Here is a 21,509-nt window from a genome sequence, read left to right on the forward strand (position 1 = left end):
GAGTCGAATCGGCGCCCGCCCTCTCGACTCCAGACAGATAGGAACAGCGCTATGGCTTCGAATACGTCCGATTCGTCCCTCTCTCCCGACAAGCGCATCCAGAACGAGAACCCCCTGCTCGACTTTTCCGGCCTGCCGCGCTTCGGACAGATCCGCCCCGAGCACATCACGCCGGCGCTCGACCTCTTGCTCGAACAGGCGCAAGGCGCAATCGACCATGCGACCGACGCGGCTACCCCCGCTACTTGGGCCGACGTCGTCGAAACCACGGAAGCGGCAACCGAGCCGCTCTCGCGTGCCTGGGGCATCATCGGCCATTTGAATGCCGTCGCCGATACGCCCGAGCTGCGCGCCGCCTACGGCCAGAACCTGCCGCGCGTGACCGAATTCTGGTCGAGCGTGGGGCAGAACCTCGAATTGTTCGAAAAATACAAGGCGATCGTAGCAAGCCCCGAGTACGCCGGGCTCTCCGGCGAACGCAAGAAAATCCTGCAAAACTCGCTGCGCGATTTCCGTCTGTCGGGGGCCGAGCTGCCCGAGGACCAAAAGCCGCGCTTCTCCGAATTGCAAGAGCAGCAAGCCGCGCTGGCCAAAGCGTTCTCCGACCACGTGCTCGACGCGACGAACGCCTATGCCTACGTGGCGAAGACCGAAGCCGAACTCGCCGGCTTGCCCGCCGACGTCGTGCAAGCCGCACGCGAAGCCGCGCAGGAAGCGCAGATCGAAGGCTGGAAGTTCACGCTGCACTTCCCGTCGTATTTCCCGGTCATGCAATATGCCGCGCACCGTCCGATGCGCGAGACGATGTATCGCGCCTACGTGACGCGCGCGTCCGAACTCGGCGGCGCCTACGGCGGCGGCAAGGCCGAATGGGACAACACGGCGAACGTCGCCGAGCTCTTGAAGCTGCGCAAGGAAGAGGCGCAGATGCTCGGCTACCGCAACTTCGCCGAGGTCTCCCTCGTGCCGAAGATGGCCGATACGCCCGACCAGGTCGCCGAGTTCCTCGAGGATCTGGCCAAGCGCGCGCGCCCTTATGCCGAGACGGACTGGCAGGAACTGCGCACGTTCGCGGCCGACGAACTCGGCCTCGCCGCGCTCGAACCGTGGGACGTCGCGTTCGCGGGAGAGCGCCTGCGTGAAAAGCGCTATGCGTTCTCGGAAAACGAGGTCAAGCAATACTTCCCCGAGGAAGCGGTTGTCAAAGGGCTGTTCAAGGTCGCGCAGACGCTGTTCGGCGTCACGATCCGCCGCGACGAAACGGCGGTGTGGCACCCTGACGTGCGCTTCTTCCGCATCGAGGACGCTACGGGTGCGCTGCGCGCGCAGTTCTACCTCGATCTGTATGCCCGCGAAGGCAAGCGCGGCGGCGCCTGGATGGACGATGCGCGTTCGCGGCACCTGCGCAGCGACGGCAGCGTACAGACGCCGGTCGCCTATCTGACCTGCAACTTCTCGGCGCCGGTCGGCGGCAAGAGCGCCTGCTTCACGCATGACGAAGCCATCACGCTGTTCCATGAGTTCGGCCACGGCCTGCATCACATGCTGACGCGCGTGAACGAACTCGGCATCTCAGGCATCAACGGCGTCGAGTGGGATGCCGTCGAGCTGCCGTCGCAATTCCTCGAGAACTTCTGCTGGGAGTGGGATGTGCTCGCCGATATGTCGTCGCATGTCGATACCGGTGAAAAGCTGCCCCGCGAACTGTTCGACAAGATGATCGCGGCGAAGAACTTCCAAAGCGGGCTCGGCACGCTACGCCAGATCGTCTTCTCGATGTACGACATGCAGCTGCATACGAGCTTCGATCCGCAAGGGGCGCAAAACGCGAACGATCTCGCACGAGAACTGAACGAGCGCTATCACGTGATTCCGCAAGCGAGCTTCTCGCGCTGGCCGAATACGTTCAGCCATATCTTCGCGGGCGGTTACGCGGCGGGGTACTACAGCTACAAGTGGGCCGAGGTGCTGTCGGCCGACGCTTACTCCGCGTTCGAAGACGCCGCCAAGGCAACGCAAGGCAGCGTACTCGATGCCGAGACGGGCACGCGGTACCGCACGGAGATTCTCGAAGTCGGCGGCAGCCGTCCGGCGATGGAATCGTTCAAGGCATTCCGCGGCCGCACGCCGACGATCGACGCGCTCTTGCGACACAACGGCATGGCGCCGGCACCGGCGAAATGATGTCGAGCATGGAGGGCGTGGCTGAGCGGTGAGTTACCGGTTCAGCTTGAAATCGATCTCGGGCGGCCGCCCTTCCAGCGATAGCGTCGCGCGCGCCGCCGGTGTGCGCGCGACGATCTTGCCGCCGCGCACGACGGCCAGACGTGTGGCCCGCAATCGAATCGCCTCGATCGGGTCGCTCGCATCCAGCACGATGCAATCGGCACGGCAACCCGGCGCGATGCCATAGCCTTCCAAACCGAGAATCCGCGCCGCGTTCGCCGTCACCGCGTCGAATGCAGCACGCATTGCGTCGACACCCGTCATCTGCGCGACGTGCAGCCCCATGTGCGCCACTTCCAGCATGTCCGCCGAACCGAGGCTGTACCACGGATCCATCACGCAGTCGTGGCCGAACGCCACGTCGATACCGGCCGCCAGCATCTCCGGCACGCGCGTCATCCCGCGCCGCTTCGGGTAGGTATCGGCGCGACCTTGCAGCGTGATGTTGATCAAAGGATTGGCGATCGCAGCCACGCCCGACTCGCGCATCAGCGGCAACAGCTTGCTCACGTAGTAGTTGTCCATCGAGTGCATCGACGTCAGATGCGAGCCGGCCACGCGCCCTTCCAGCCCCAGGCGATGCGCCTCCGAACATAGCGTTTCGATATGACGGGACAGAGGATCGTCCGATTCGTCACAATGCATGTCGACGGGTAGCCCCTTGGCGGCCGCGAATTCGCAGAGCACCCGGATCGACTCGGCGCCGTCGGCCATCGTCCGCTCGAAGTGCGGGATGCCGCCGACCACATCGACGCCCATCGCCACTGCCCGCTTCAGATTGTCGAAGGCACCAGCCGAGCGCAGCAAGCCGTCCTGCGGAAAGGCCACGAGCTGCAAGTCGAGATACGGTGCGACGCGGCGCTTCACTTCGAGCAGCGCTTCGACGGCAAGCAAGCGCGGATCGCAAACGTCGACATGCGAGCGAATCGCGAGGAGCCCGCGCGCGACGGCCCAGTCGCAGTACTGAAGCGCACGCTGAATCAGCGCCTCCTGTGTCAGTTGAGGCTTGAGCTCGCCCCACAGAGCGATCCCTTCGAGCAACGTGCCTGACGCATTGACGCGCGGCAAGCCATAAGAGAGCGTGGCATCGAGATGGAAATGCGCGTCGACGAACGGAGGCGAGACGAGCGCACCGGCCGCGTCGATCTCCTGCCGGGCCGTGGCCGCGAGCTGCGGCTCGACGGCAACGATACGCCCCGCGTCGATCGCAATATCGACTAGAGCGTCCTGGCCAACGACGTGACTCGTCAATGCGGCACGGCGGATGATGAGATCCATCTAGGGCTCCTCGGATGAAGAACGGCCATCGGCACGGGTTCGACTGATCGACTGCAACGTGAGAGACGGCTCACGCAGCGATATGCGTGTGGTGTGCCGATCGCTGATTCTAGAGTCTAACTAGCCGGGCCGCTCGGCTCGTTACGTTCGTCCTCAAACAACGGGAATTGTTGGCCTTGGCCGGCGGCATCGTCCTCTTCAAGGCGCACACCGACGCCCAGCAAACGCACGGGACGGTTGCGACGTGCAAAGCCTTTTTCGAGCAATGCGATGAAGGTGGGCAAATCGGTCGCGCCGGCCACGCACTCGACGGTCGTCCTTTGGAAGTCCGCGAAACGGATCTTGACGTAAAGCTTGCGGATCGCGGCGACGGCCCCGACGCGCTCGATGCGCGCGTCGAGTTGTTCGGCGAGTTGCCGAATCTCGGCCGTGCACGCTTCGAGCGTCCGCAAGTCCGTCACGTAGGTCGTTTCGACGCTGATCGACTTGCGCTCCTGATCCGGCTCCACGGTCCGATGATCGATCCCGCGCGATAGGTTGTAGAGCCGGCGGCCGAACGCGCCGAAGCGCTGGTGAAGATCGAGGAGCGACCACTCGCGCAGATCGCGGCAAGTATTGATGCCAAGCTGTTCGAGTTTCGCCGCCGTGACTTTGCCGACGCCGAAGATCTTGCGCACGGGCAAGGCAGCGACAAAGGCATCGACCTCATGAGGGCGGACGACGAACAGGCCGTCGGGCTTGTTCCAATCGGATGCGATTTTGGCGACGAATTTGTTCGGCGCGACACCGGCCGATACCGTAACGCCGACCGTATCGCGCACGCGCTCGCGGATATCGGCGGCCATCAACGTGGCGCTGCCCTTGCATCGCGTTGCCGCGGTGACGTCGAGATACGCTTCATCGAGCGAAAGCGGCTCGACGATCGGGGTGAAGTCGCGGTAAATCGCCATGATCTGCCGCGACGCGATGCGGTACTTCTCCATCGAGGGCGGGATGATCAACAGCTCGGGGCACTTGCGCATCGCCGTGGCCGACGACATCGCCGAATGCACGCCAAAGCGGCGTGCTTCATAGTTGCAGGTGGCAATCACGCCACGATGATCGGGGCGGCCGCCGACAGCGAGCGGCCGGCCGCGCAGGCTCGGATCGTCGCGCATCTCGACCGACGCGTAGAAGCAATCGCAATCGCAGTGGATGATTTTGCGGACGAGCGCAGCCGGCGCGCCGTCCGGCGCGGGGATGGAAGTGGGAACCGATTGATCGTGCGTGCTCAAAGTGAATGATACTGTACAAAATCACAGTATTCATTTCAAGTGGCACGCACGGGAGATAGCGCGCGGCGTGGGCGCCACGCGCTATTTGCACCTGCACCTGCACCTGCACCTGCGATCGGCGATCGGCGCTCGGCCTCAGGCAGCGATCGGCCAACCCTCATCAGCACCGGCGGATGCACTTCCGCCCAGGGCCAACGGTTCGTTCGATGCGCGGAAGAACGCGACGGCATCGCCGAGCTGATGCCCTTGCTCGTCGAGCGACTGCGATGCGGCGGCGGCCTCTTCGACGAGCGCGGCGTTCTGCTGCGTGACGTCGTCCATCTGCGAAATCGCCTGACCAACCTGCTCGATCCCGCGGCGCTGTTCGTCGGATGCCGCGGCGATCTCGCCCATGATGTCGGTGACGCGGGCAACCGCTCGCGTGATTTCCTCCATCGTCGACCCCGCTTCACCTGCCAGCGCGGAGCCCTCCTCGATCGTCTGCACGGACGCGGCGATGAGTTCCTTGATCTCCTTCGCAGCGCTCGACGAACGCTGCGCGAGGCTGCGCACTTCGCTCGCCACGACTGCGAAGCCACGGCCCTGCTCGCCCGCACGCGCCGCCTCGACGGCCGCGTTCAACGCAAGGATGTTCGTTTGGAACGCGATGCCTTCGATCATCCCGGTGATGTCGGCGATCTTGGTCGAGCAGTCGCTGATCTGCGTCATCGTATCGACAACGCGGCCGACGACACCGCTGCCTTGATGCGCCACATCCGACGCAGTGGACGCCAGCATACTGGCCTGCTGCGCGTTTTCCGCGTTCAACCGCACGGTGGACGTGAGCTGCTCCATGCTCGCGGCCGTCTGCTGCAGCGCAGAGGCTTGCTGTTCGGTACGGCTGGACAGATCGAGATTGCCCGCCGCGATTTGGGCGGTCGCGCTGGCGATCGTCTCGGTGCCGGCCCTGACCTTGACGACGACACGTTTGAGGTTGCCGTTCATCTCGTCGAGCGCGCCCAGCAATTGACCGACTTCGTCGCGCGTCGCCGCATCGATCTGGCCTGTCAAATCGCCCTCGGCCACGCGGTGCGCAAATTTGACGGCACCTTCCAAGGGAAGCGTGATAGAACGCGCCGATACGATCCCCAAGCCGAGTACGCCGCACAGAATTGCGAGCGAACAGACGATTTCGAGCGTGTTTGCGTTATCGATCAGCGCGTGGGCCCGGTCGGCCCCTTGCTGCCCCAGGACGCGGTTGTAGGCGCGATGCGCTTCGATGGCGGCGTCGAAGCGTTGAGCGGCATCGGCCATGGCGCCGTCGAGCAACTCGGCGGCCTGCTGCTTCTGGCTCGCGCGCGACAGAGACAGCACCTGATCGCGGATTTGCGACGACTGCGCGACGGCGGCGCGATCGGCCGCATACATGTCGCGATCCTTCTCGTCGGATACGAGCGACTCGTACTTCCCTAATTGCGCCTCCAGCATGCTGCGCTGATTCGCGATCTGCTGTTCGATGCTTTGCATCTTCTGCGGATCCGTTGCCGCAACGTGCTTGCTCGTGAGCAGCGTCATCGCGTCGTACGCTTTCAACGCACCATCGAGCACCACGAAGCTGGGGACCGTGTTGTCGTTCGCGTAGCTCGCCGCGTCGTACACCCGGCGCGTTTGGAAAATGCCGAAGCCCGTGACCGCGAACAACGCCACTGCCGCCACGAGATTCAACAGCATCAAGCGCCGGGCGATCTTCAAGTCGTAAAACCATTTCATGCTGCTTTCTTCCCTCTGAACGAATCGTGCGGCGTCGATGCCGCGCAACGCGCAAACATATTTTGAACGGACCGTGTCGCGCGGCGCCTATCGACGGACAGGCGTGGATGCGGGCGAGCGGCCGTCCAGCGATTTACTCAGGTATCCTAACTAACTCAAGAAGGACCGCGACAACGTTTGCGCGCGACATCGAATGGGGGACGGACGCTCCCAGATAGATGAAACGGCGCAACCAGGTTGGCGAGACGCGATGCACGCATCGGTCTTCTGGGTTGCCGCATGCAATATCGGCCTATGCGGCGAATGCTTGAGGGGAGTCGCCCAAGAACAAACAGGGGCGGAGAGGAAAGCGGGAGTCGACCGAGAGGCAACTGCAACGACTAGGCAGCGATATCCTGATCTACACCGCCAAGCAACGAAGATCAGACACCTGAGACGCAAAAGCCCGCTAGGAGCGGGCTTTCGTGTATTGGTTGCGGGGGTAGGATTTGAACCTACGACCTTCGGGTTATGAGCCCGACGAGCTGCCAGACTGCTCCACCCCGCGTCAGAGAAATAAATTATATGGGGCTTTCACGTTTGTGTCAAACAATACTGTCGACGACGCCGCCATCGACACGCAGCGCAGCGCCGGTTGTCGCCGAAGCTTGGGCCGAGCAGACGTAGACGACGAGATTCGCGACCTCCTCGACCGTGGCCGGACGCTGCAGGATCGAACTCGCGCGATGTGTGCGGACGAATTCGACCGCGACTTGGTCGACGCTCTTGCCCTGCTGCTCGGCCGTCTCCTTGAGCATCGACTTCACCCCATCCGACATGGTCGGCCCAGGCAGCACCGAGTTCACGGTCACTTGCGTGCCCGCCGCGAGCTTCGCCAATCCGCGCGCGATCGAGAGCTGCGCCGTCTTCGTCATCCCGTAGTGAATCATGTCTGCGGGAATGTTGAGCGCGGACTCCGAGGAGATGAAGACGATGCGCCCCCAATCTCGCTCGAGCATGCCGCGCATGTAGTGCCGTGCCAAGCGCACGCCCGACATGACGTTCGTCTGGAAGAAGCGCTCCCACGTTTCGTCCGATATCTCGAAGAACGGTTCGGGGCCGTAGATGCCCGCATTGTTCACGAGAATATCGGCCGTCGGCACCGCGTGAACGAGCTTGGCGATGCCGTCGGCGCTCGACAGATCGCCTGCGATACCGCGCACGTCGGCGTTCGGCACCGCATCGCGCATGGCATCGAGCGATGCCACGACCGATGCTTCGCTGCGGCCGTTGATGATCGTGTGCGCGCCGGCGCGCGCCAGGCCCGTCGCGATCGCGAAGCCGATGCCGGCCGTCGAGGCGCTCACCAGGGCGGTCTTGCCGGAAAGGTCGATATGCATGGGTGGGTTCTCCATGGTTCGAGGCGTGGGAAAAGCGCAGGGCAAAAGGGTTGCGCTCAGTCCGAATTTTGACGCAACGCAGCTTGACGCGCCGAGTTGGCTGATACGATCGCCGCCCTGCAGCATAACGAACCTATAACAATCATTCTGGGAGAGCTAGAACATGGACTGCGTTACATTCTCCAAAGCATTCCAAGACAACATGAATGCGCTACGGTTACCTGCCCCCTTCAGCCTGTTTTCGTCGCTGACGACGGCTCTGGGAAACCTTGGCGCGATGCTGAATGCATTTAAATCCGTTGGGCCGACAGCCACGGTTGCTGAGATGATTGGAGCAACAATTTTGCGCGAGCGATTGGACGTGGTTGGCGCCATGGCCGCGTCGTACTATGTCGGAGCAGTGATCGGCAGCGTGGTTGTTGCGAGCGAAGGGGCTAAGGCATGCAAAGGACGCACATCATCTGCCCGTATCCGCTTGGTCGTCCTCTGGCTTGCCAGTCGCGGCGTGCTAGTTCCGATGGACTTACAGATATTTATGCAGCACAACCCCGAGGCCATTGAGGACAACATGAAGCGGAGGTCCTACGCGATGCGCGCATGGCAACACGGAGACAGGTCATGAGTTGGGTCAGCGACAAAGTCGCGCTACTGCTCGTAGGGATCGTATGCTCGACGGGTGCGTGGGCCGTCCTGCACTATTCGGGGCAGTGGTTCTTCCCAGCCATCACGTTGTTCGCGCTTGTGTCCATGTTCCTTGAAATTCGGAGGTTGAGGGCTCTCCTCCTCAAGCACGGAATAGACCCTCGAAGCAAATGACTTCAGTGCTGGGCATCGGGCAGCGCTCATTCGCTCCGGTCGCCTCGATCAGCCAACGGACAGGCTACTGCGCGTGAAGCTTGCGCATTTACCGAATCCATATCCGCTATCTTGCCGGCCACACTGCCACCGCCGATAATCCGACTCCACAACAATACGGGGGCCGGATACGAAAAGCGTATGGAAAGACGGTTGGCAAGTGCCGTTGGCGACGCTAGTGGCAATTGCTTTGTTCGCAGCGTTCAACTACAAGCCAATCCAGTCCGCCGCGGACGCTGCAGCATGGGTCCAGGGCATAGGTTCACTACTGGCCATCACCGCGGCAATCTGGATCTATGCAAAGCAATGCCAGAACAAAAAATCGGACGACAACGCGGAGATTCGCGCATTCGTGGAAGCGATCCGCGAGGAAGTACAAGCAGCATGGACCAGTTACTGCGTTGAAATACACCCCGCGCTACGAGCGTTACCAGACGGCCAGCATTTTAAACTGATCTATCCGGTGTCCACGGAAGGGTTCACGATATACAACAATAGCGCATTGATGGTGGGTAAGGTGAGCGACCCCGAGCTACGCCGTAGCATCATTCATACCTACGCCCTCGCCAAGAGCTTGGTCTATTCTTTCCATATGAACAACATAATGCTAAACGAGTACAGGCAATTGTTACTCATGTACCACCAGGCCGATCGGGAAGCCGTTCTTACGGCACACATCGATTCCTTGCGTATCTACGCGACCAAGTTAAAAGAACGGGACACTTGGATATCTCAAGCTGCCGAGTCCCTTCAGATACGGATCGATCAATGGCTAGCGGCAAGCCGATGACCCGCCCGACCAACGTCGAGCACTCAGCGCGACAGGTCTGCGACTATGCGCGGTCCTCCCCCTGGCTCATGACAGGAGCATGGTCAATTGCGCGGCAATAGCGAACGTCGCTGTGTGTGGCCGGCAACGCGCGGCCGCGTCACATGAGAATGGACCGATCAATCTCGGCATGAAGAATGGCACACCCGACACCGCACGCACGTGTCCTACCTCGGATGAAGGACCCGTCATAGTGGAGTGTTGGCACGGCGTCAAAACGTGGATCGGCGATGTCGCCCTCGCTCGACGCGCCCGACAACCGTATCGTGCACATGAATCGCCTCGGCCAAGCGCTCCAAAAATTTGAGCGCCCCATTTCGCCGGGCTGGCAATCTGGCTAGAATTCGTTCGAATGCTTTCGAGGGAATCAAGTGAACACGCAACCCACAGACCCAGTTGACCCCGTCATCCTGGACGAGTTCCTCACCTCGTGTCCTCCCGGCAGAGAGATGTTGGTACAGCTTGTTATCGAAAACGTACGTTGGAATGATCACTACATTGGGGACCTGCACCTGCCGGAGGTGATCCTGCATTGCGACTCAAATCTTTGCGGTAGCGATCGCGTGTTTGTCAGCGGGTCTAGAGTATCGCTCGGCTTAGGTCGAGAATATTCTCAGGACAAATTCCTGGTATATAAATGCCGAAACTGCGGCATGTCTCATAAGACGCTCGCCGTGGAATTTCGCCACATAAATAGCGACAATCACATAACCGCATTGTTCAAATATGGCGAGGAACCTCCGTTTGGGCCACCGCTACCGCAGAAATTACTCAAACTCGCGGGAGATCAGCGTGACATCTTGCAGAAGGGGCGACGTTGCGAAAATCAAGGGCTGGGTATCGCCGCGTCCGCATATTACCGCCGCGTAGTAGAGTCGCAGAAAAATCGCATTTTCGACGAGATCATCCGGGTCTCACGCACGCTATCCGCTCCTGCGGAACTGATTAAAGAATTGGAAGCAGCGAAACAGGAGCGCCGTTTCACACAAGCCGTTGAGAAAGTCAAACATGGGCTACCACAGGTATTGCTAACCAACGGACATAATCCGCTGACGCTCTTGCACAATGCGCTTTCTGAGGGCCTGCACGCCGGAACAGACGGCGATTGTTTAGAACTGGCCACTAGTATACGTATCGTGCTGATTGATTTTGTGGACCGCCTCTCGCAAGCAATCAAAGATGACGCTAGCTTAAGCCAGGCGGTCGGACGACTGCTCCAATTAAAGCAGCCGAAGTCGGCTGCACAGTAAGGTGTCAAGAACGCCATAAACTTATGAAAATCGCCACCTGGAACGTCAATTCGCTGAAAGTTCGCCAGCAGCACGTCATCGACTGGCTCGAGCTGAGCCACGCCGACGTGCTCTGTCTTCAAGAATTGAAGATGCCCGACGAGAAATTCCCTCGCGCCGAGTTGGCCGATAAAGGCTATCGAAGCTGGTTCGCGGGCCAAAAGACGTACAACGGCGTCGCCATCCTAGTACGCGACGGCATCGAGGTCGACGAAACGCAGGTCGTGCGCAACATCCCCGGCTTCGAAGACGAACAGCAGCGCGTCATCGCCCTCACCGCCGGCGGAGCCCGCATCGTGTCCGCCTACTTTCCGAACGGCCAGGCGCCCGGCACCGACAAGTTCGCCTACAAGCTGCGCTGGCTCGAAGCACTCCAGCAATGGCTGAAGGACGAGCTGCAGGCGCATCCGAAGCTCGCCCTGCTCGGCGATTACAACATCGCCCCCGAAGACCGCGACGTCCACGATCCGAAAGCATGGGAAGGCCAGAACCTCGTTTCGCCGGAGGAGCGCGCGGCGTTCGCGAACCTCGTCGAACTCGGCCTCATCGACGTGTTCCGCAAGTTCGACCAGCCCGAAAAAGCGTTCTCCTGGTGGGATTACCGCATGCTCGCATTCCGCCGCAATGCCGGTTTGCGCATCGACCACATCCTGCTCTCACCCGCGCTCGCCGAAGGATGCACGCTGTGCGAAGTCGACAAGACACCTCGGAAATGGGATCAGCCCTCCGACCACGCACCGGTGATCGCGCAATTGGCTTGACGTGATACGTCTCGGCAAGCGGATCGGCACACGGATCGGCCCCGTACGGTATCGGAAGAGAAGACGATCGGCAGTCCTAAGCGTCTGCTCCCAATAAGAAAGCCGGCATTCGAACGAGCGCCGGCTTTCTTTTTTCACGCGTCTTTCTACCCTCGCATCACGGCTCCAAATGCAGCTCCTGGATCTTGCGCGTGATCGTGTTGCGGCCGATGCCGAGCCGCTCCGCCGCTTCGACCTTGCGGCCGCGCGTGAAGTCGAGCGCCTCGCGAATGACCGCCGCCTCGAAGCGCCGCGCGAGTTCGTCCATGACGTCGACGGTGTTCTCGCGCAGCATGCGCGCTACCTCCGAACGCAGCCCGCTCTCCCATACGCTGACGGGCAAGCCCGTCGCCACGCCCGCAAGCGAGGCCGGCGCAATCGCCGCTCCATTGCGTTCGCCATCCAGCGTGGCGGCCGCATTCAGCGCTGCCGGAACGGCAGCGGCAGCGAGGCCGGCAACGATGTCGCCACTAGTCTCGGGCGTCCCGCCAGGCACCAAATCGGGCGGCAGGTCCTTGATTTCAATTGTTTGTGCAGGGGCCATCACGGTCAACCAATTTGCCAGATTCTCGAGTTGGCGCACGTTGCCCGGAAACGGCAGTGTCGCCAGATAAGCGAGCGCCGCCTCCGACACGCGCTTGGGCTCGACGCCGAGGTCGCGCGCGCTCTTTTGCAGGAAGTGACGCGTGAGCAACGGAATGTCCTCGCGCCGTTCGCGCAGTGCCGGCAAGCGCAAGCGAATGACGTTGAGGCGGTGATACAAATCTTCGCGGAACAGCCCCTGACGCACACGCGATTCCAGATTCTGGTGCGTCGCGGCGATCACGCGCACGTTCGAGCGCAGCGGGCTGTGCCCGCCGACGCGATAGAACTGACCGTCGGACAGCACGCGCAGCAAGCGCGTCTGCAGATCGAACGGCATGTCGCCGATTTCATCGAGAAACAGCGTGCCGTTCTCGGCCTGCTCGAAGCGGCCCTGCCGCATCGCCTGCGCGCCCGTGAACGCGCCGCGCTCATGCCCGAATAGTTCGGACTCCAAAAGATCCTTCGGAATCGCCGCCGTATTGAGCGCGATGAACGGCCCGTTCGCCCGCGGGCTGTGCCGATGCAACGCGCGCGCGACGAGTTCCTTGCCGGTGCCGGACTCGCCCGTGATCAGGACAGTCGCGGCCGAATGCGACAGCCTGCCGATCGCGCGGAACATGTCCTGCATGGCCGGCGCTTGCCCGAGCATTTCAGGGGCATCGGCCAGCGCCACCTCGCCTGTCTGCGAGCCGCGCATGCTTTCGTCGACGGCGCGGCGTATCAACTCGACCGCCTTGTCGACGTCGAACGGCTTCGCGAGATATTCGAACGCACCGCCTTGAAACGCGGCCACCGCGCTGTCGAGATCGGAGTAGGCCGTCATGATGATGACGGGCAATTCGGGCAGGCGTTCGCGCACCGCCTGCAACAGTTCGAGGCCGGAAGACCCCGGCATTCTGATGTCCGAGACGAGCACTTGCGGGCTCTCGCGCTCGAGCGCGGCCAGCGCCTCGCGGACGTTGGCAAAGCTGCGCGTCGGAAAATTCTCGCGGGCCAGCGCTTTCTCGAGCACCCAGCGGATCGATTGGTCGTCGTCTACTATCCAGATCGGCTTCATGGAGTGGGTCTTATCAATTGACGAGCGGCAACAAAATCTGAAATTCGGTGTGTCCGGGGCGGCTCTCGACCTCGATCAAACCATCGTGCTGCTGCACGAACGTCTGCGCGAGCGTCAATCCGAGGCCGCTGCCGTCTTCGCGGCCCGACACGAGCGGATAAAAAATACGATCGCGGATTTCTTCGGGAATCCCTGGCCCGTTGTCGATCACACGCAAGTCCAATGCCAATTTGCACAGGCGCTTCGCGATCGTCACCTTGCGCGCGACGCGCGTGCGCAGCGCAATGCGCGCGTCGCCCTGCCCGATCCGCTCGCGCAGCGCCTGCGCCGCGTTGCGCACGATGTTCAGCAGCGCTTGAATGAGCTGCTCCTTGTCACCGCGCAAATCGGGGACGCTCACGTCGTAGTCGCGCTCGATCGTGAGGCCGCGCGGAAACTCCGCGAGAATCACGGCGCGCACGCGTTCGCATACTTCGTGAATGTTGACGTCGCCGACGACGTGCGGGTGCCGATGCGGCTCGAGCAAGCGATCGACGAGCGTTTGCAGGCGGTCCGATTCCTTGACGATCACCTGCGTGTATTCGCGCAACTCCTGCCGCTCGCGTACGCCCAGCTCGAATTCGAGCAATTGCGCCGCGCCGCGGATTCCACCGAGCGGATTCTTGATCTCGTGAGCAAGATTGCGGATGAGCTGCTTGTTCGCGATCGACAGATCGTGAATGCGCTCTTCCCGATCGGTGCGCAGGTGGCGTTCGTTCTCGAACAATTCGAGCAGCACGTAGTCGGGCGCGCTTTCAAGAAAGCCGACGACCACGTGCACATGCAGCGGCTCGCGCCCGGGGCGTTCGAGCACGGCATCGAGGTGCGTCGCATGAAAGCGATGCTCGGCGATCGCGGCGATCGTCGCCACGAGTTCGTCTCCGTTCGCGAACAGCTCCGGCCAGGACATCTGCACGAGCTGCCGGCGCGACAAATCGAGCATCGACTCGGCCGACGGATTCGCGAATGCAACCCGCAGCGTGCGCTTCTCGAGCACGAGCGTGACGGTAGGCAGCGCTTCGAGCCCAGGCAGCAATCCCGATTGCGCCAGTGCCGCATCGTCGGAAAGCGGCTCGGCCCCACCTTCTTTCGCTTTCATCAAGTTCTTGAGCACCATCGTCGACTCGGGAGCGCAAGCGCGCAACGAACGAAAAAGGGACGGCTCGGCCGTCCCTTCGAGACTGAGCTCATACGTGCGCTTCGCCGACGAAAGGCGACGAAGCGCATCGCATCGCTTACAGCGAGTAGTACATCTCGAACTCGATCGGATGCGTCGTCATGCGGAAGCGTTGCAGTTCGCCTTCCTTGAGTTCAAGGTACGCGTCGAGCATCGAATCCGTGAACACGCCGCCGCGCGTCAGGAACTCGCGATCCTTGTCGAGTGCCTCGAGCGCGTGCTCCAGACCGGCACAGACGGTCGGGATCTTCGCGTCTTCTTCGGGCGGCAGATCGTACAAATTCTTGTCCGCGGCTTCGCCCGGATGAATCTTGTTCTGCACGCCGTCGAGACCGGCCATCATCAGCGCCGAGAAGCACAGGTACGGGTTCGCCATCGGATCCGGGAAGCGCGTTTCGATACGGCGGCCCTTCGGATTGCTCACGTGCGGAATGCGGATCGAAGCCGAACGGTTGCGTGCCGAGTAGGCCAGCTTCACCGGTGCTTCGAAGTGCGGCACGAGACGCTTGTACGAGTTCGTCGTCGGGTTCGTGATCGCGTTCAGCGCGCGAGCGTGCTTGATGATGCCGCCGATGTAGAACAGCGCGAATTCCGACAGGCCGGCGTAGCCGTTGCCCGCGAACAGGTTCTGGCCGTCCTTCCAGATCGACTGGTGCACGTGCATGCCCGAGCCGTTGTCGCCGACGACGGGCTTCGGCATGAACGTCGCCGTCTTGCCGTACGTGTGCGCGACGTTATGGATGATGTACTTCAGTTGCTGCGTCCAGTCGGCGCGCTGCACGAGCGTCGAGAACTTCGTGCCGATTTCGTTCTGGCCTTGGCCCGCCACTTCGTGATGGTGCACTTCGACAGGGATGCCGATCTGCTCGAGCAGCAGACACATTTCCGAGCGCATGTCTTGGAACGTGTCGACCGGGGCGACCGGGAAGTAGCCGCCCTTCGTGCCCGGGCGGTGACCCGTGTTGCCGCCTTCGAATTCCTTGCCCGACGACCACGGTGCTTCTTCCGAGCCGATCTTGACGAAGCAGCCCGACATGTCCGTATTCCACTGGACCGAGTCGAAAATGAAGAACTCAGGTTCCGGACCGAAGAAGGCCGTATCGCCCAAGCCCGTGCTCTTCAGGTACGCTTCAGCGCGCTTGGCAAGCGAGCGCGGATCGCGTTCGTAGCCCTTGCCGTCGGCCGGCTCGACCACGTCGCAGCTCAGCACCAGCGTCGGTTCTTCATAGAACGGGTCGATGAAAGCCGTGTTGGGATCCGGCACGAGCAACATGTCCGAGGCTTCGATGCCTTTCCAGCCGGCGATGGAGGAACCGTCGAACGCATGGCCGCTTTCGAACTTGTCTTCGTCGAACGCCGACAGGGGCACCGAGACGTGCTGCTCCTTGCCGCGCGTATCGGTGAAGCGAAAGTCGACAAACTTGACGTCCTCGTCCTTGACGATCTGCATGACGTCGGCCACGGATTTACTCATATCCTCTTCTCCATTTAATAGGTTCGGCGGTTCTTCGCTTCTATCAAGCTTCGGGTCATCGCGCCTTTCGACGCGAAAGCCGGTCTTGCAAGCGATCGCCGGGGGTAAAAGCAGCTTCTGTGCCAGATAGTGCATACCGCGGCTGCGCGGGGCGGATCGGCGTGCGCAGCCTCGCTAAGCAGGAACGCACCGCGCACCGGGACCGACCGCGCCGCCGCCTGAGAAACGGGCGAAAGCACACTAACAGTGCACTATCGCTCCAATTTCGGGCGCACATCCCATTGCGGTGCATGACAGCGGGAATTGCACTTTTTTAGCGCAGCGGGAGCAGCGGCAAGACGTCCGGTTTCGGGCGCGGCCCGTCAGTGTAACGGGACTAGAATGTCCGTTTATGAATTAAGGAGACCAGCGCCATGAGTTCGCTCGATCAAATCCTCGCGCAGGCCGGCGCGCGCCGCGCCGAACATCAACTGCCCTACGCGGGCGCGGTGTCGCCGAACGAAGCCTTCGAGCTTCTGCAACTCGATCCGAACGCGCGCCTCGTCGACGTGCGCACCCGCGCCGAACTCGATTGGGTCGGCCGCCCTCTAGTGGGCGATGGGCAGTATCTGCATATCGAATGGACGCGCTATCCGGGGGGCGTGCCCAATTCCGAGTTCGTCGATCAATTGAAACAGGCGCTGCCGTCGGCCGATACGCCCGTCCTGTTCCTCTGCCGCAGCGCGGCGCGTTCGAAACTGGCGGCCGTGGCGGCCGCGCAAGCGGGCTTCGACAAAGCCTACGATCTGCTCGAGGGGTTCGAAGGCGACAAGGACGGCAACGGCCACCGCAAGACCGTCACCGGCTGGTGCTTCCGCGGGCTGCCGTGGATGGGAGCGTGATGGCGGCTGCGTATCCGCGGTCAAACGACTAGCCGCGGAGCATCGACCTCCGGCGGATTCGTCAGCAACGGATCCGCCGATAGATACGCATGGATGTCCGAGTGGACTAACGGCTCGATAACGACCTCGGCGTTCGCAAACAAATCGACCACGGCCCAGTCGGCGATTGCGAGTGCAGGAAGCCCCTTGACCCGGCGCGACGGATAAACGAATCCGTCGGGTCGGCTCCGCGCGTCGATCGATAGCATGGCCTGGCGAATGCGGTACCCAAGCCACTGGCACGATTCGTGGTCGCGGGATGAGACGATGTCGTGGATCCCTAGGCGGCTGCAATGGTCCTCACCTAGATTCCAAAGCGACAGCGAACGATTGACGCGTATCCGAGCAATCACTCCAGATTCGATCGCCTTGCGAGTAATGTGATAGCCGTTCCCCGCGCCTCGATTGTTCACGACGAGCTGGCTCTCCCATACAGCGACCAATGCGTTGGTGGCCATATAGAGCCAATTGAATTCCAGCGTGCCGTCATTTTTGACGAACTCGAGCGGTGGCCCGAACCGATGCGCCTTGAACGGCGAAGCCGTCTTTACATACTTGGCGTCGTACGATGCGCGTATGAATTCGGTGTCGAGTTCGTACGTATAGGTACGGCAGCCGAGTGCCAATAAAATCTTTTCGGCCGAAGGAACCGACTCCTCGAGCTGCTTCGGCAAAGTCCTTCTTTTAGCTTGATCGCTGATGGACATGTGAACGTATTTAGTCCAGGTCGGCAACCTCCATCGCCGCCAGCGCAGTCACTTTGTTCAAGCGCGCACTTTCGGATCGCGACAGCATACGGGACTGCTCCGGCGCGACCGTGCCGCGATCCTCGAATGCAAGGCCTGCGAGCACCTCGGCCGGCGACAATTCGTTCAGCGCGTCGTTTTCCGTCACGAAGAAGGTATTGACCTGTATCCTCGATTTCCTGCCGAGTATTTCGAGCACGCGCGGCAGGAGCGAAGGGACATTCCCAACGAACTGCCAAGCCGGATAAGCACGCCCGTTCTTCATCCCCATCGGAATCACGCTATAGAACTTCGTGTGATCTCCCCGATACAGGGTGGTTTTGGACATGCCCGTCAGTGCGATGACCTCTTCAGGGCTCAACTTCGTCACCGGCAACGATGGACGATCAGCGGCGCCGTCCTTGGCACCCTGCCGCATCAGGAGTTCGGTCAGCCTCGCTTCCAGCATCTGCCGAACCGGCTTGCTGACCAACACACGTCGATCCGTACCGGCCGAGTGCTTCCGGACCTCGTCCGATACATCCCTGAGCAAGTCTTCCGCGAGCCGATTGATCAAGACCCGCGGATCTCCTGGATATTGCCCGTTGACTAGGGCACGTAGGTTCGTCCTCGTGACTACCCCGCTTCCCTTCGTTGCAAGTTCCATTTCAATTCCTTCCCTTAGTGAACTGAAGGCGGCGCGCCTACGGGAGCAATCGAGCGAGATCGAGAAGCAAGGCTGCGCGTGCGGACACGCATGACGGAACGCCCCAACCTTGCCCTGATCGGCTCAGTGCAATGCACCGACCGCGCGGCGGTGCAGCTATTGTACGTTACTTTTCCCATTATTCCCATTTAGACCATTTTTCCCGAGCGAGAATGGCTACGTCCCCTCATTCGGCCGCGGCGCCGGTTGCAATGAAATCGCGAACCAGCAGCGCGGCCGGGCAGACAAGCTGCATGGACGGACGTATGCAGCCTAACGCCAAGGCCGCGCCAATTGAGCCGTTGCCACGATATCTAGGACTGATTCCCGCGCGGGATAGCGAGATGGAGCGTTCAGGCGGGCTACCGTAAAGCCGATAGGCAGCCCCACATCGCGCGGCCGCAACAACCGCGCGAGGTTGGACGGAGGGAATTGAAGTACGAGGGAGGTGCGAACGGACGGCCAGTAACGAACCTAACCCGCTTCCGGCTCGACGATATCTCCGCCGAGCAGGTGCACGCCCTCTCTGAGCTTGACGAACGCGGCGGCGACGGCCTCGGGCTCGCCTTTGACGCCCAAGTCGATATGCCGCCGCGCGAACACGCCGCCGCGGGCGGCGTCGCCGACGCTCGGCAGGCTGAACACGCGCACGCCGGGGAAATCGGCTTCGATCTTTTCCATGAGCGGCGTCAGCGTCGACTCCATCAGTTCGAACACGTAGAGTGAGCGCTCCGCATGCGCGACAGCATGGTGCAGATGCGCGTACCGGGTATCGAGCACCCATTCGATCATTGGCCAAGCCATGACGGGAAAGCCCGGCACGAAGTGATGATCGCCGACCGAAAAGCCCGGAATCTTGTTGTAGCCGTTCGGGATGATCGCCGCGCCGCGCGGAAACACGCCCATGTTCATGCGATGGCGATTCTCCGGCGAGTCGAAATCCAGTGGATGGGACGCGCTAGCCGCGCCCGCCGCCGCCTGCATCTCGCGAATCCGGGCCCGAATCAGCTCGGCCGCTTCCGGATGCAGCTCGAGCGGTACGCCTAGTGCCTCGGCCGCGCACTGGCGCGTGTGGTCGTCGGGCGTGGCGCCGATTCCGCCCGTGGAGAAAACGATGTCTCCGGACGCGAACGTCCGCTTGAGCGTGGCCTGGATGCGCTCGGGATCGTCGCCGACATACTCGGCCCAGCCCAGCGCGAGGCCGCGCGCGCTCAGCAGTTCGATGACCTTCGGCAAGTGCTTGTCGACGCGCCGGCCCGAAAGGATTTCATCTCCGATGATGATCACGCCAAATGCCATAGACCGCCCTCGACCTCAAGTGGATGGAAGCGCCTCGTCGGCGCGCAGGCGCTGCAACGCGTCCAGGCAATAGTGGCCGAACCATAGCGCCGAAAACACGAGAATAAACGCATAGATCCAAATCGTGGCGGCGGTGATCACCGGAAAGAGCACGACGAGCCAAACGGATCCGGCCCAAATCAAAGTCGGTACCGTCCCCATCAAGCCAGTCGTCACCCCGATCGCGAACAGCGGCCCGCGATGCCGCCGGATCAGCGCGCGGCGCTCGGCGCTGCTGGCATGCAGCGCGAGCGCGTCGTAAGTCATGACGCGGTAGGTGAGCCAACCCCAGAGCAGCGGCGGAATCACCGCGAACAGCGGCGGAAACAGCCACAGCGGTAGCGTCACTAGAAACAGCACGATGCAAACGACGGTGGTCGCGAGCGAATGCGCGAGCGAGCCGTACCACGATCCGCCCCGCCGCTGCTCGAGACCGGCGAAACGCCGGAGGGACAGATGGCGCACCACGAGCGGCATCGAAATCGTAGCGATCAGCAGCAGCACCGTCGTGACGATCAGCGGAATCGACAGCGCGATGACGAGAAACGGTGCTAGGGCCGCATGAAGGGAGGTCAGGCCCACCCAATCGAAGGCACGGTCGAGCGCCCCGCCGAACCACGAGGCCGTCAGCCAGGCACGCGAGAGGCCCACGAGCGGCTGCCACATGAACCAGAAGAACACGCCCCACCCCGCCGCGGCCACCACGAACGGCATAAACGTGAGCCACAGCATGCGCGGGTGCAGGATGCCCGCCGCGGCTTTGGCCAGCGCGCGCAGGAAGTCGTTCATGCGCCCGCCCCTTCAGGCAGCCGCGGCTCCGCCGTCGCCCGAGCGCCGCAGGCCGAGCCGCCGTGCAATGCGCACGAACGCGAGCCAATGCTGTGCGATGAATCCCTCTCCATACGACTCGCCCTCGAGTTGCTGACGGATGCCGGTCGGTTCGAGCCCGCGATTCCACGACGCGGTTCTGAACAGCATATCCCACCAGGGAAACAGCACGCCGAAATTGCACCCGTAGGCCGTCCCCTCATGACCGTAGCCCACGGCGTGGTGCCGGCGGTGGAACGTCGGGCTCACGATCAGCCGTTCGAGCAGCGGCCCGAACGGCAGCCGCGCGTTCGTATGCTGCACGCTTTGTGCGAAATTGGTGAGCGCGGTCAGCACGACGAACTGCGTCGGCGCAATCCCGATCGCGATTGCGATGGCCGCGAAGAAGCCCGCTTGGAGGACGTCGTCGAGCATGTGATTGCGATCGTCGCACCACAGCGACATCTGCCGCTGGCTGTGATGCACCGCGTGCAGCTCCCACCACACGCCGATCCGATGCTGCCAACGGTGATACCAATAGCCTGCGAAGTCGAGCACGACGACGTAAAACGCGAACGCGGCGAGCGGCTTCGAGGTCACACCCGGCCACAGCGAATCGAGATTGATGTTCACGATGCCGTGATAGCGGAGCCAAACCTGGCTGTTGTCGAAAATCGGCTGGAAGGCAACGAAAAAGAACAGGTTGAACAGCCCGAGCTTCGAGATCCACGTGTAGAGCACGTCGACGCGCAGCGCCCTGCGATTCTCCCAGCGTTCGATGGGCCGCAGCGCCTCGAGCGGGCGCAGCAGCAAGTACATCGAAACGATCGTCAGAAAGCCGACGATGACGGGATACAGCGCGTCGTAGGTGTCTTCGTCGTAGTCCATCCAGCCGAACTTGAACAGCAGCGGCTGGATGACGTCGACGTAAAGCCAGGTTTGCACCCACGAAACGAGCGAATCGAGCGATGAGACGAGCCAGTGCAATAGGGGGGGCATGGG

At 61.9% G+C, this 21,509-nt stretch carries 18 protein-coding genes and 1 tRNA gene; 6 read left to right on the forward strand and 13 right to left on the reverse strand.

Annotated elements, in window-relative coordinates; translation table 11 throughout:
* The first annotated feature begins 51 nt into the window (after positions 1 to 51).
* Entirely contained in the window at positions 52 to 2,184 is a 2,133-nt protein-coding gene (locus tag DWV00_RS15355; RefSeq protein WP_115534448.1) for a M3 family metallopeptidase, read from the forward strand.
* A 33-nt stretch (positions 2,185 to 2,217) separates the two neighbouring features.
* Here DWV00_RS15355 and DWV00_RS15360 read toward each other — a convergent pair whose 3' ends face one another.
* The 5 genes from DWV00_RS15360 to DWV00_RS15380 all read right to left on the reverse strand — a co-directional run bounded on the left by DWV00_RS15360 (position 2,218) and on the right by DWV00_RS15380 (position 7,906).
* A complete protein-coding gene (locus tag DWV00_RS15360) occupies positions 2,218 to 3,504 on the reverse strand; it encodes an amidohydrolase family protein (RefSeq protein WP_115534449.1) in 1,287 nt (428 codons plus the stop codon).
* A gap of 116 nt (positions 3,505 to 3,620) precedes the next feature.
* Positions 3,621 to 4,778: a DNA polymerase IV gene (gene dinB / locus DWV00_RS15365; RefSeq protein ID WP_425452779.1), complete on the reverse strand. Its 1,158-nt coding sequence runs from the start codon at positions 4,776 to 4,778 to the stop codon at positions 3,621 to 3,623.
* Positions 4,779 to 4,913: 135 nt separating this feature from the next.
* Positions 4,914 to 6,527 (reverse strand): methyl-accepting chemotaxis protein, encoded by a 1,614-nt coding sequence (locus DWV00_RS15370; RefSeq protein ID WP_115534656.1) that lies wholly within the window; start codon positions 6,525 to 6,527, stop codon positions 4,914 to 4,916.
* Between the two features lie 470 nt (positions 6,528 to 6,997).
* Positions 6,998 to 7,074 (reverse strand) — tRNA-Met (locus DWV00_RS15375).
* A gap of 37 nt (positions 7,075 to 7,111) precedes the next feature.
* The gene (locus DWV00_RS15380) at positions 7,112 to 7,906 is read right to left on the reverse strand and encodes an SDR family NAD(P)-dependent oxidoreductase (protein WP_115534450.1); all 795 of its coding nucleotides are present in this window, start codon (positions 7,904 to 7,906) and stop codon (positions 7,112 to 7,114) included.
* Between the two features lie 163 nt (positions 7,907 to 8,069).
* On the opposite strand from DWV00_RS15380, the gene DWV00_RS15385 reads away from it, so the two are divergent.
* The 4 genes from DWV00_RS15385 (at position 8,070) to xth (ending at position 11,640) form a co-directional block, all read left to right on the forward strand.
* The gene (locus DWV00_RS15385) at positions 8,070 to 8,528 is read left to right on the forward strand and encodes a hypothetical protein (protein ID WP_115534451.1); all 459 of its coding nucleotides are present in this window, start codon (positions 8,070 to 8,072) and stop codon (positions 8,526 to 8,528) included.
* Positions 8,529 to 8,939: 411 nt separating this feature from the next.
* Positions 8,940 to 9,551: a hypothetical protein gene (locus DWV00_RS15395; protein WP_147297905.1), complete on the forward strand. Its 612-nt coding sequence runs from the start codon at positions 8,940 to 8,942 to the stop codon at positions 9,549 to 9,551.
* 410 nt (positions 9,552 to 9,961) lie between these two features.
* Complete coding sequence (locus DWV00_RS15400; protein WP_115534454.1) at positions 9,962 to 10,840, forward strand: hypothetical protein; 879 nt, start codon at positions 9,962 to 9,964, stop codon at positions 10,838 to 10,840.
* A 23-nt stretch (positions 10,841 to 10,863) separates the two neighbouring features.
* A complete protein-coding gene (gene xth, locus DWV00_RS15405) occupies positions 10,864 to 11,640 on the forward strand; it encodes an exodeoxyribonuclease III (RefSeq protein ID WP_115534455.1) in 777 nt (258 codons plus the stop codon).
* Positions 11,641 to 11,797: 157 nt separating this feature from the next.
* Here xth and ntrC read toward each other — a convergent pair whose 3' ends face one another.
* The 3 genes from ntrC to glnA all read right to left on the reverse strand — a co-directional run bounded on the left by ntrC (position 11,798) and on the right by glnA (position 16,011).
* Positions 11,798 to 13,321, reverse strand: coding sequence for a nitrogen regulation protein NR(I) (gene ntrC, locus DWV00_RS15410; protein ID WP_115534456.1), 1,524 nt, complete (start codon positions 13,319 to 13,321; stop codon positions 11,798 to 11,800).
* Between the two features lie 13 nt (positions 13,322 to 13,334).
* Positions 13,335 to 14,477, reverse strand: a complete 1,143-nt coding sequence (glnL, locus tag DWV00_RS15415; protein ID WP_115534457.1) for a nitrogen regulation protein NR(II) — start codon at positions 14,475 to 14,477, stop codon at positions 13,335 to 13,337.
* Between the two features lie 118 nt (positions 14,478 to 14,595).
* A complete protein-coding gene (gene glnA / locus DWV00_RS15420; protein WP_115534458.1) occupies positions 14,596 to 16,011 on the reverse strand; it encodes a type I glutamate--ammonia ligase in 1,416 nt (471 codons plus the stop codon).
* A 413-nt stretch (positions 16,012 to 16,424) separates the two neighbouring features.
* Here glnA and DWV00_RS15425 point away from each other — a divergent pair, with 413 nt between their 5' ends.
* Entirely contained in the window at positions 16,425 to 16,892 is a 468-nt protein-coding gene (locus tag DWV00_RS15425; RefSeq protein ID WP_115534459.1) for a rhodanese-like domain-containing protein, read from the forward strand.
* A 20-nt stretch (positions 16,893 to 16,912) separates the two neighbouring features.
* Here the strand turns inward: DWV00_RS15425 and DWV00_RS15430 are convergent, their stop codons facing one another.
* The 5 genes from DWV00_RS15430 to DWV00_RS15450 all read right to left on the reverse strand — a co-directional run bounded on the left by DWV00_RS15430 (position 16,913) and on the right by DWV00_RS15450 (position 21,506).
* Positions 16,913 to 17,605: a hypothetical protein gene (locus DWV00_RS15430; protein WP_115534460.1), complete on the reverse strand. Its 693-nt coding sequence runs from the start codon at positions 17,603 to 17,605 to the stop codon at positions 16,913 to 16,915.
* Between the two features lie 43 nt (positions 17,606 to 17,648).
* Complete coding sequence (locus DWV00_RS15435; RefSeq protein WP_147297906.1) at positions 17,649 to 18,152, reverse strand: hypothetical protein; 504 nt, start codon at positions 18,150 to 18,152, stop codon at positions 17,649 to 17,651.
* 684 nt (positions 18,153 to 18,836) lie between these two features.
* Positions 18,837 to 19,661, reverse strand: coding sequence for a competence/damage-inducible protein A (locus DWV00_RS15440; RefSeq protein WP_115534462.1), 825 nt, complete (start codon positions 19,659 to 19,661; stop codon positions 18,837 to 18,839).
* A 15-nt stretch (positions 19,662 to 19,676) separates the two neighbouring features.
* Positions 19,677 to 20,489 carry an EI24 domain-containing protein gene (locus tag DWV00_RS15445; protein WP_115534463.1) on the reverse strand — a complete coding sequence of 271 codons (813 nt, stop codon included), beginning with the start codon at positions 20,487 to 20,489 and terminating at the stop codon, positions 19,677 to 19,679.
* A gap of 12 nt (positions 20,490 to 20,501) precedes the next feature.
* Complete coding sequence (locus DWV00_RS15450) at positions 20,502 to 21,506, reverse strand: sterol desaturase family protein (RefSeq protein WP_115534464.1); 1,005 nt, start codon at positions 21,504 to 21,506, stop codon at positions 20,502 to 20,504.
* Between the last annotated feature and the right edge of the window lie 3 nt (positions 21,507 to 21,509).

This window comes from Trinickia dinghuensis, assembly GCF_003367175.1.
Lineage (GTDB): Bacteria > Pseudomonadota > Gammaproteobacteria > Burkholderiales > Burkholderiaceae > Trinickia > Trinickia dinghuensis.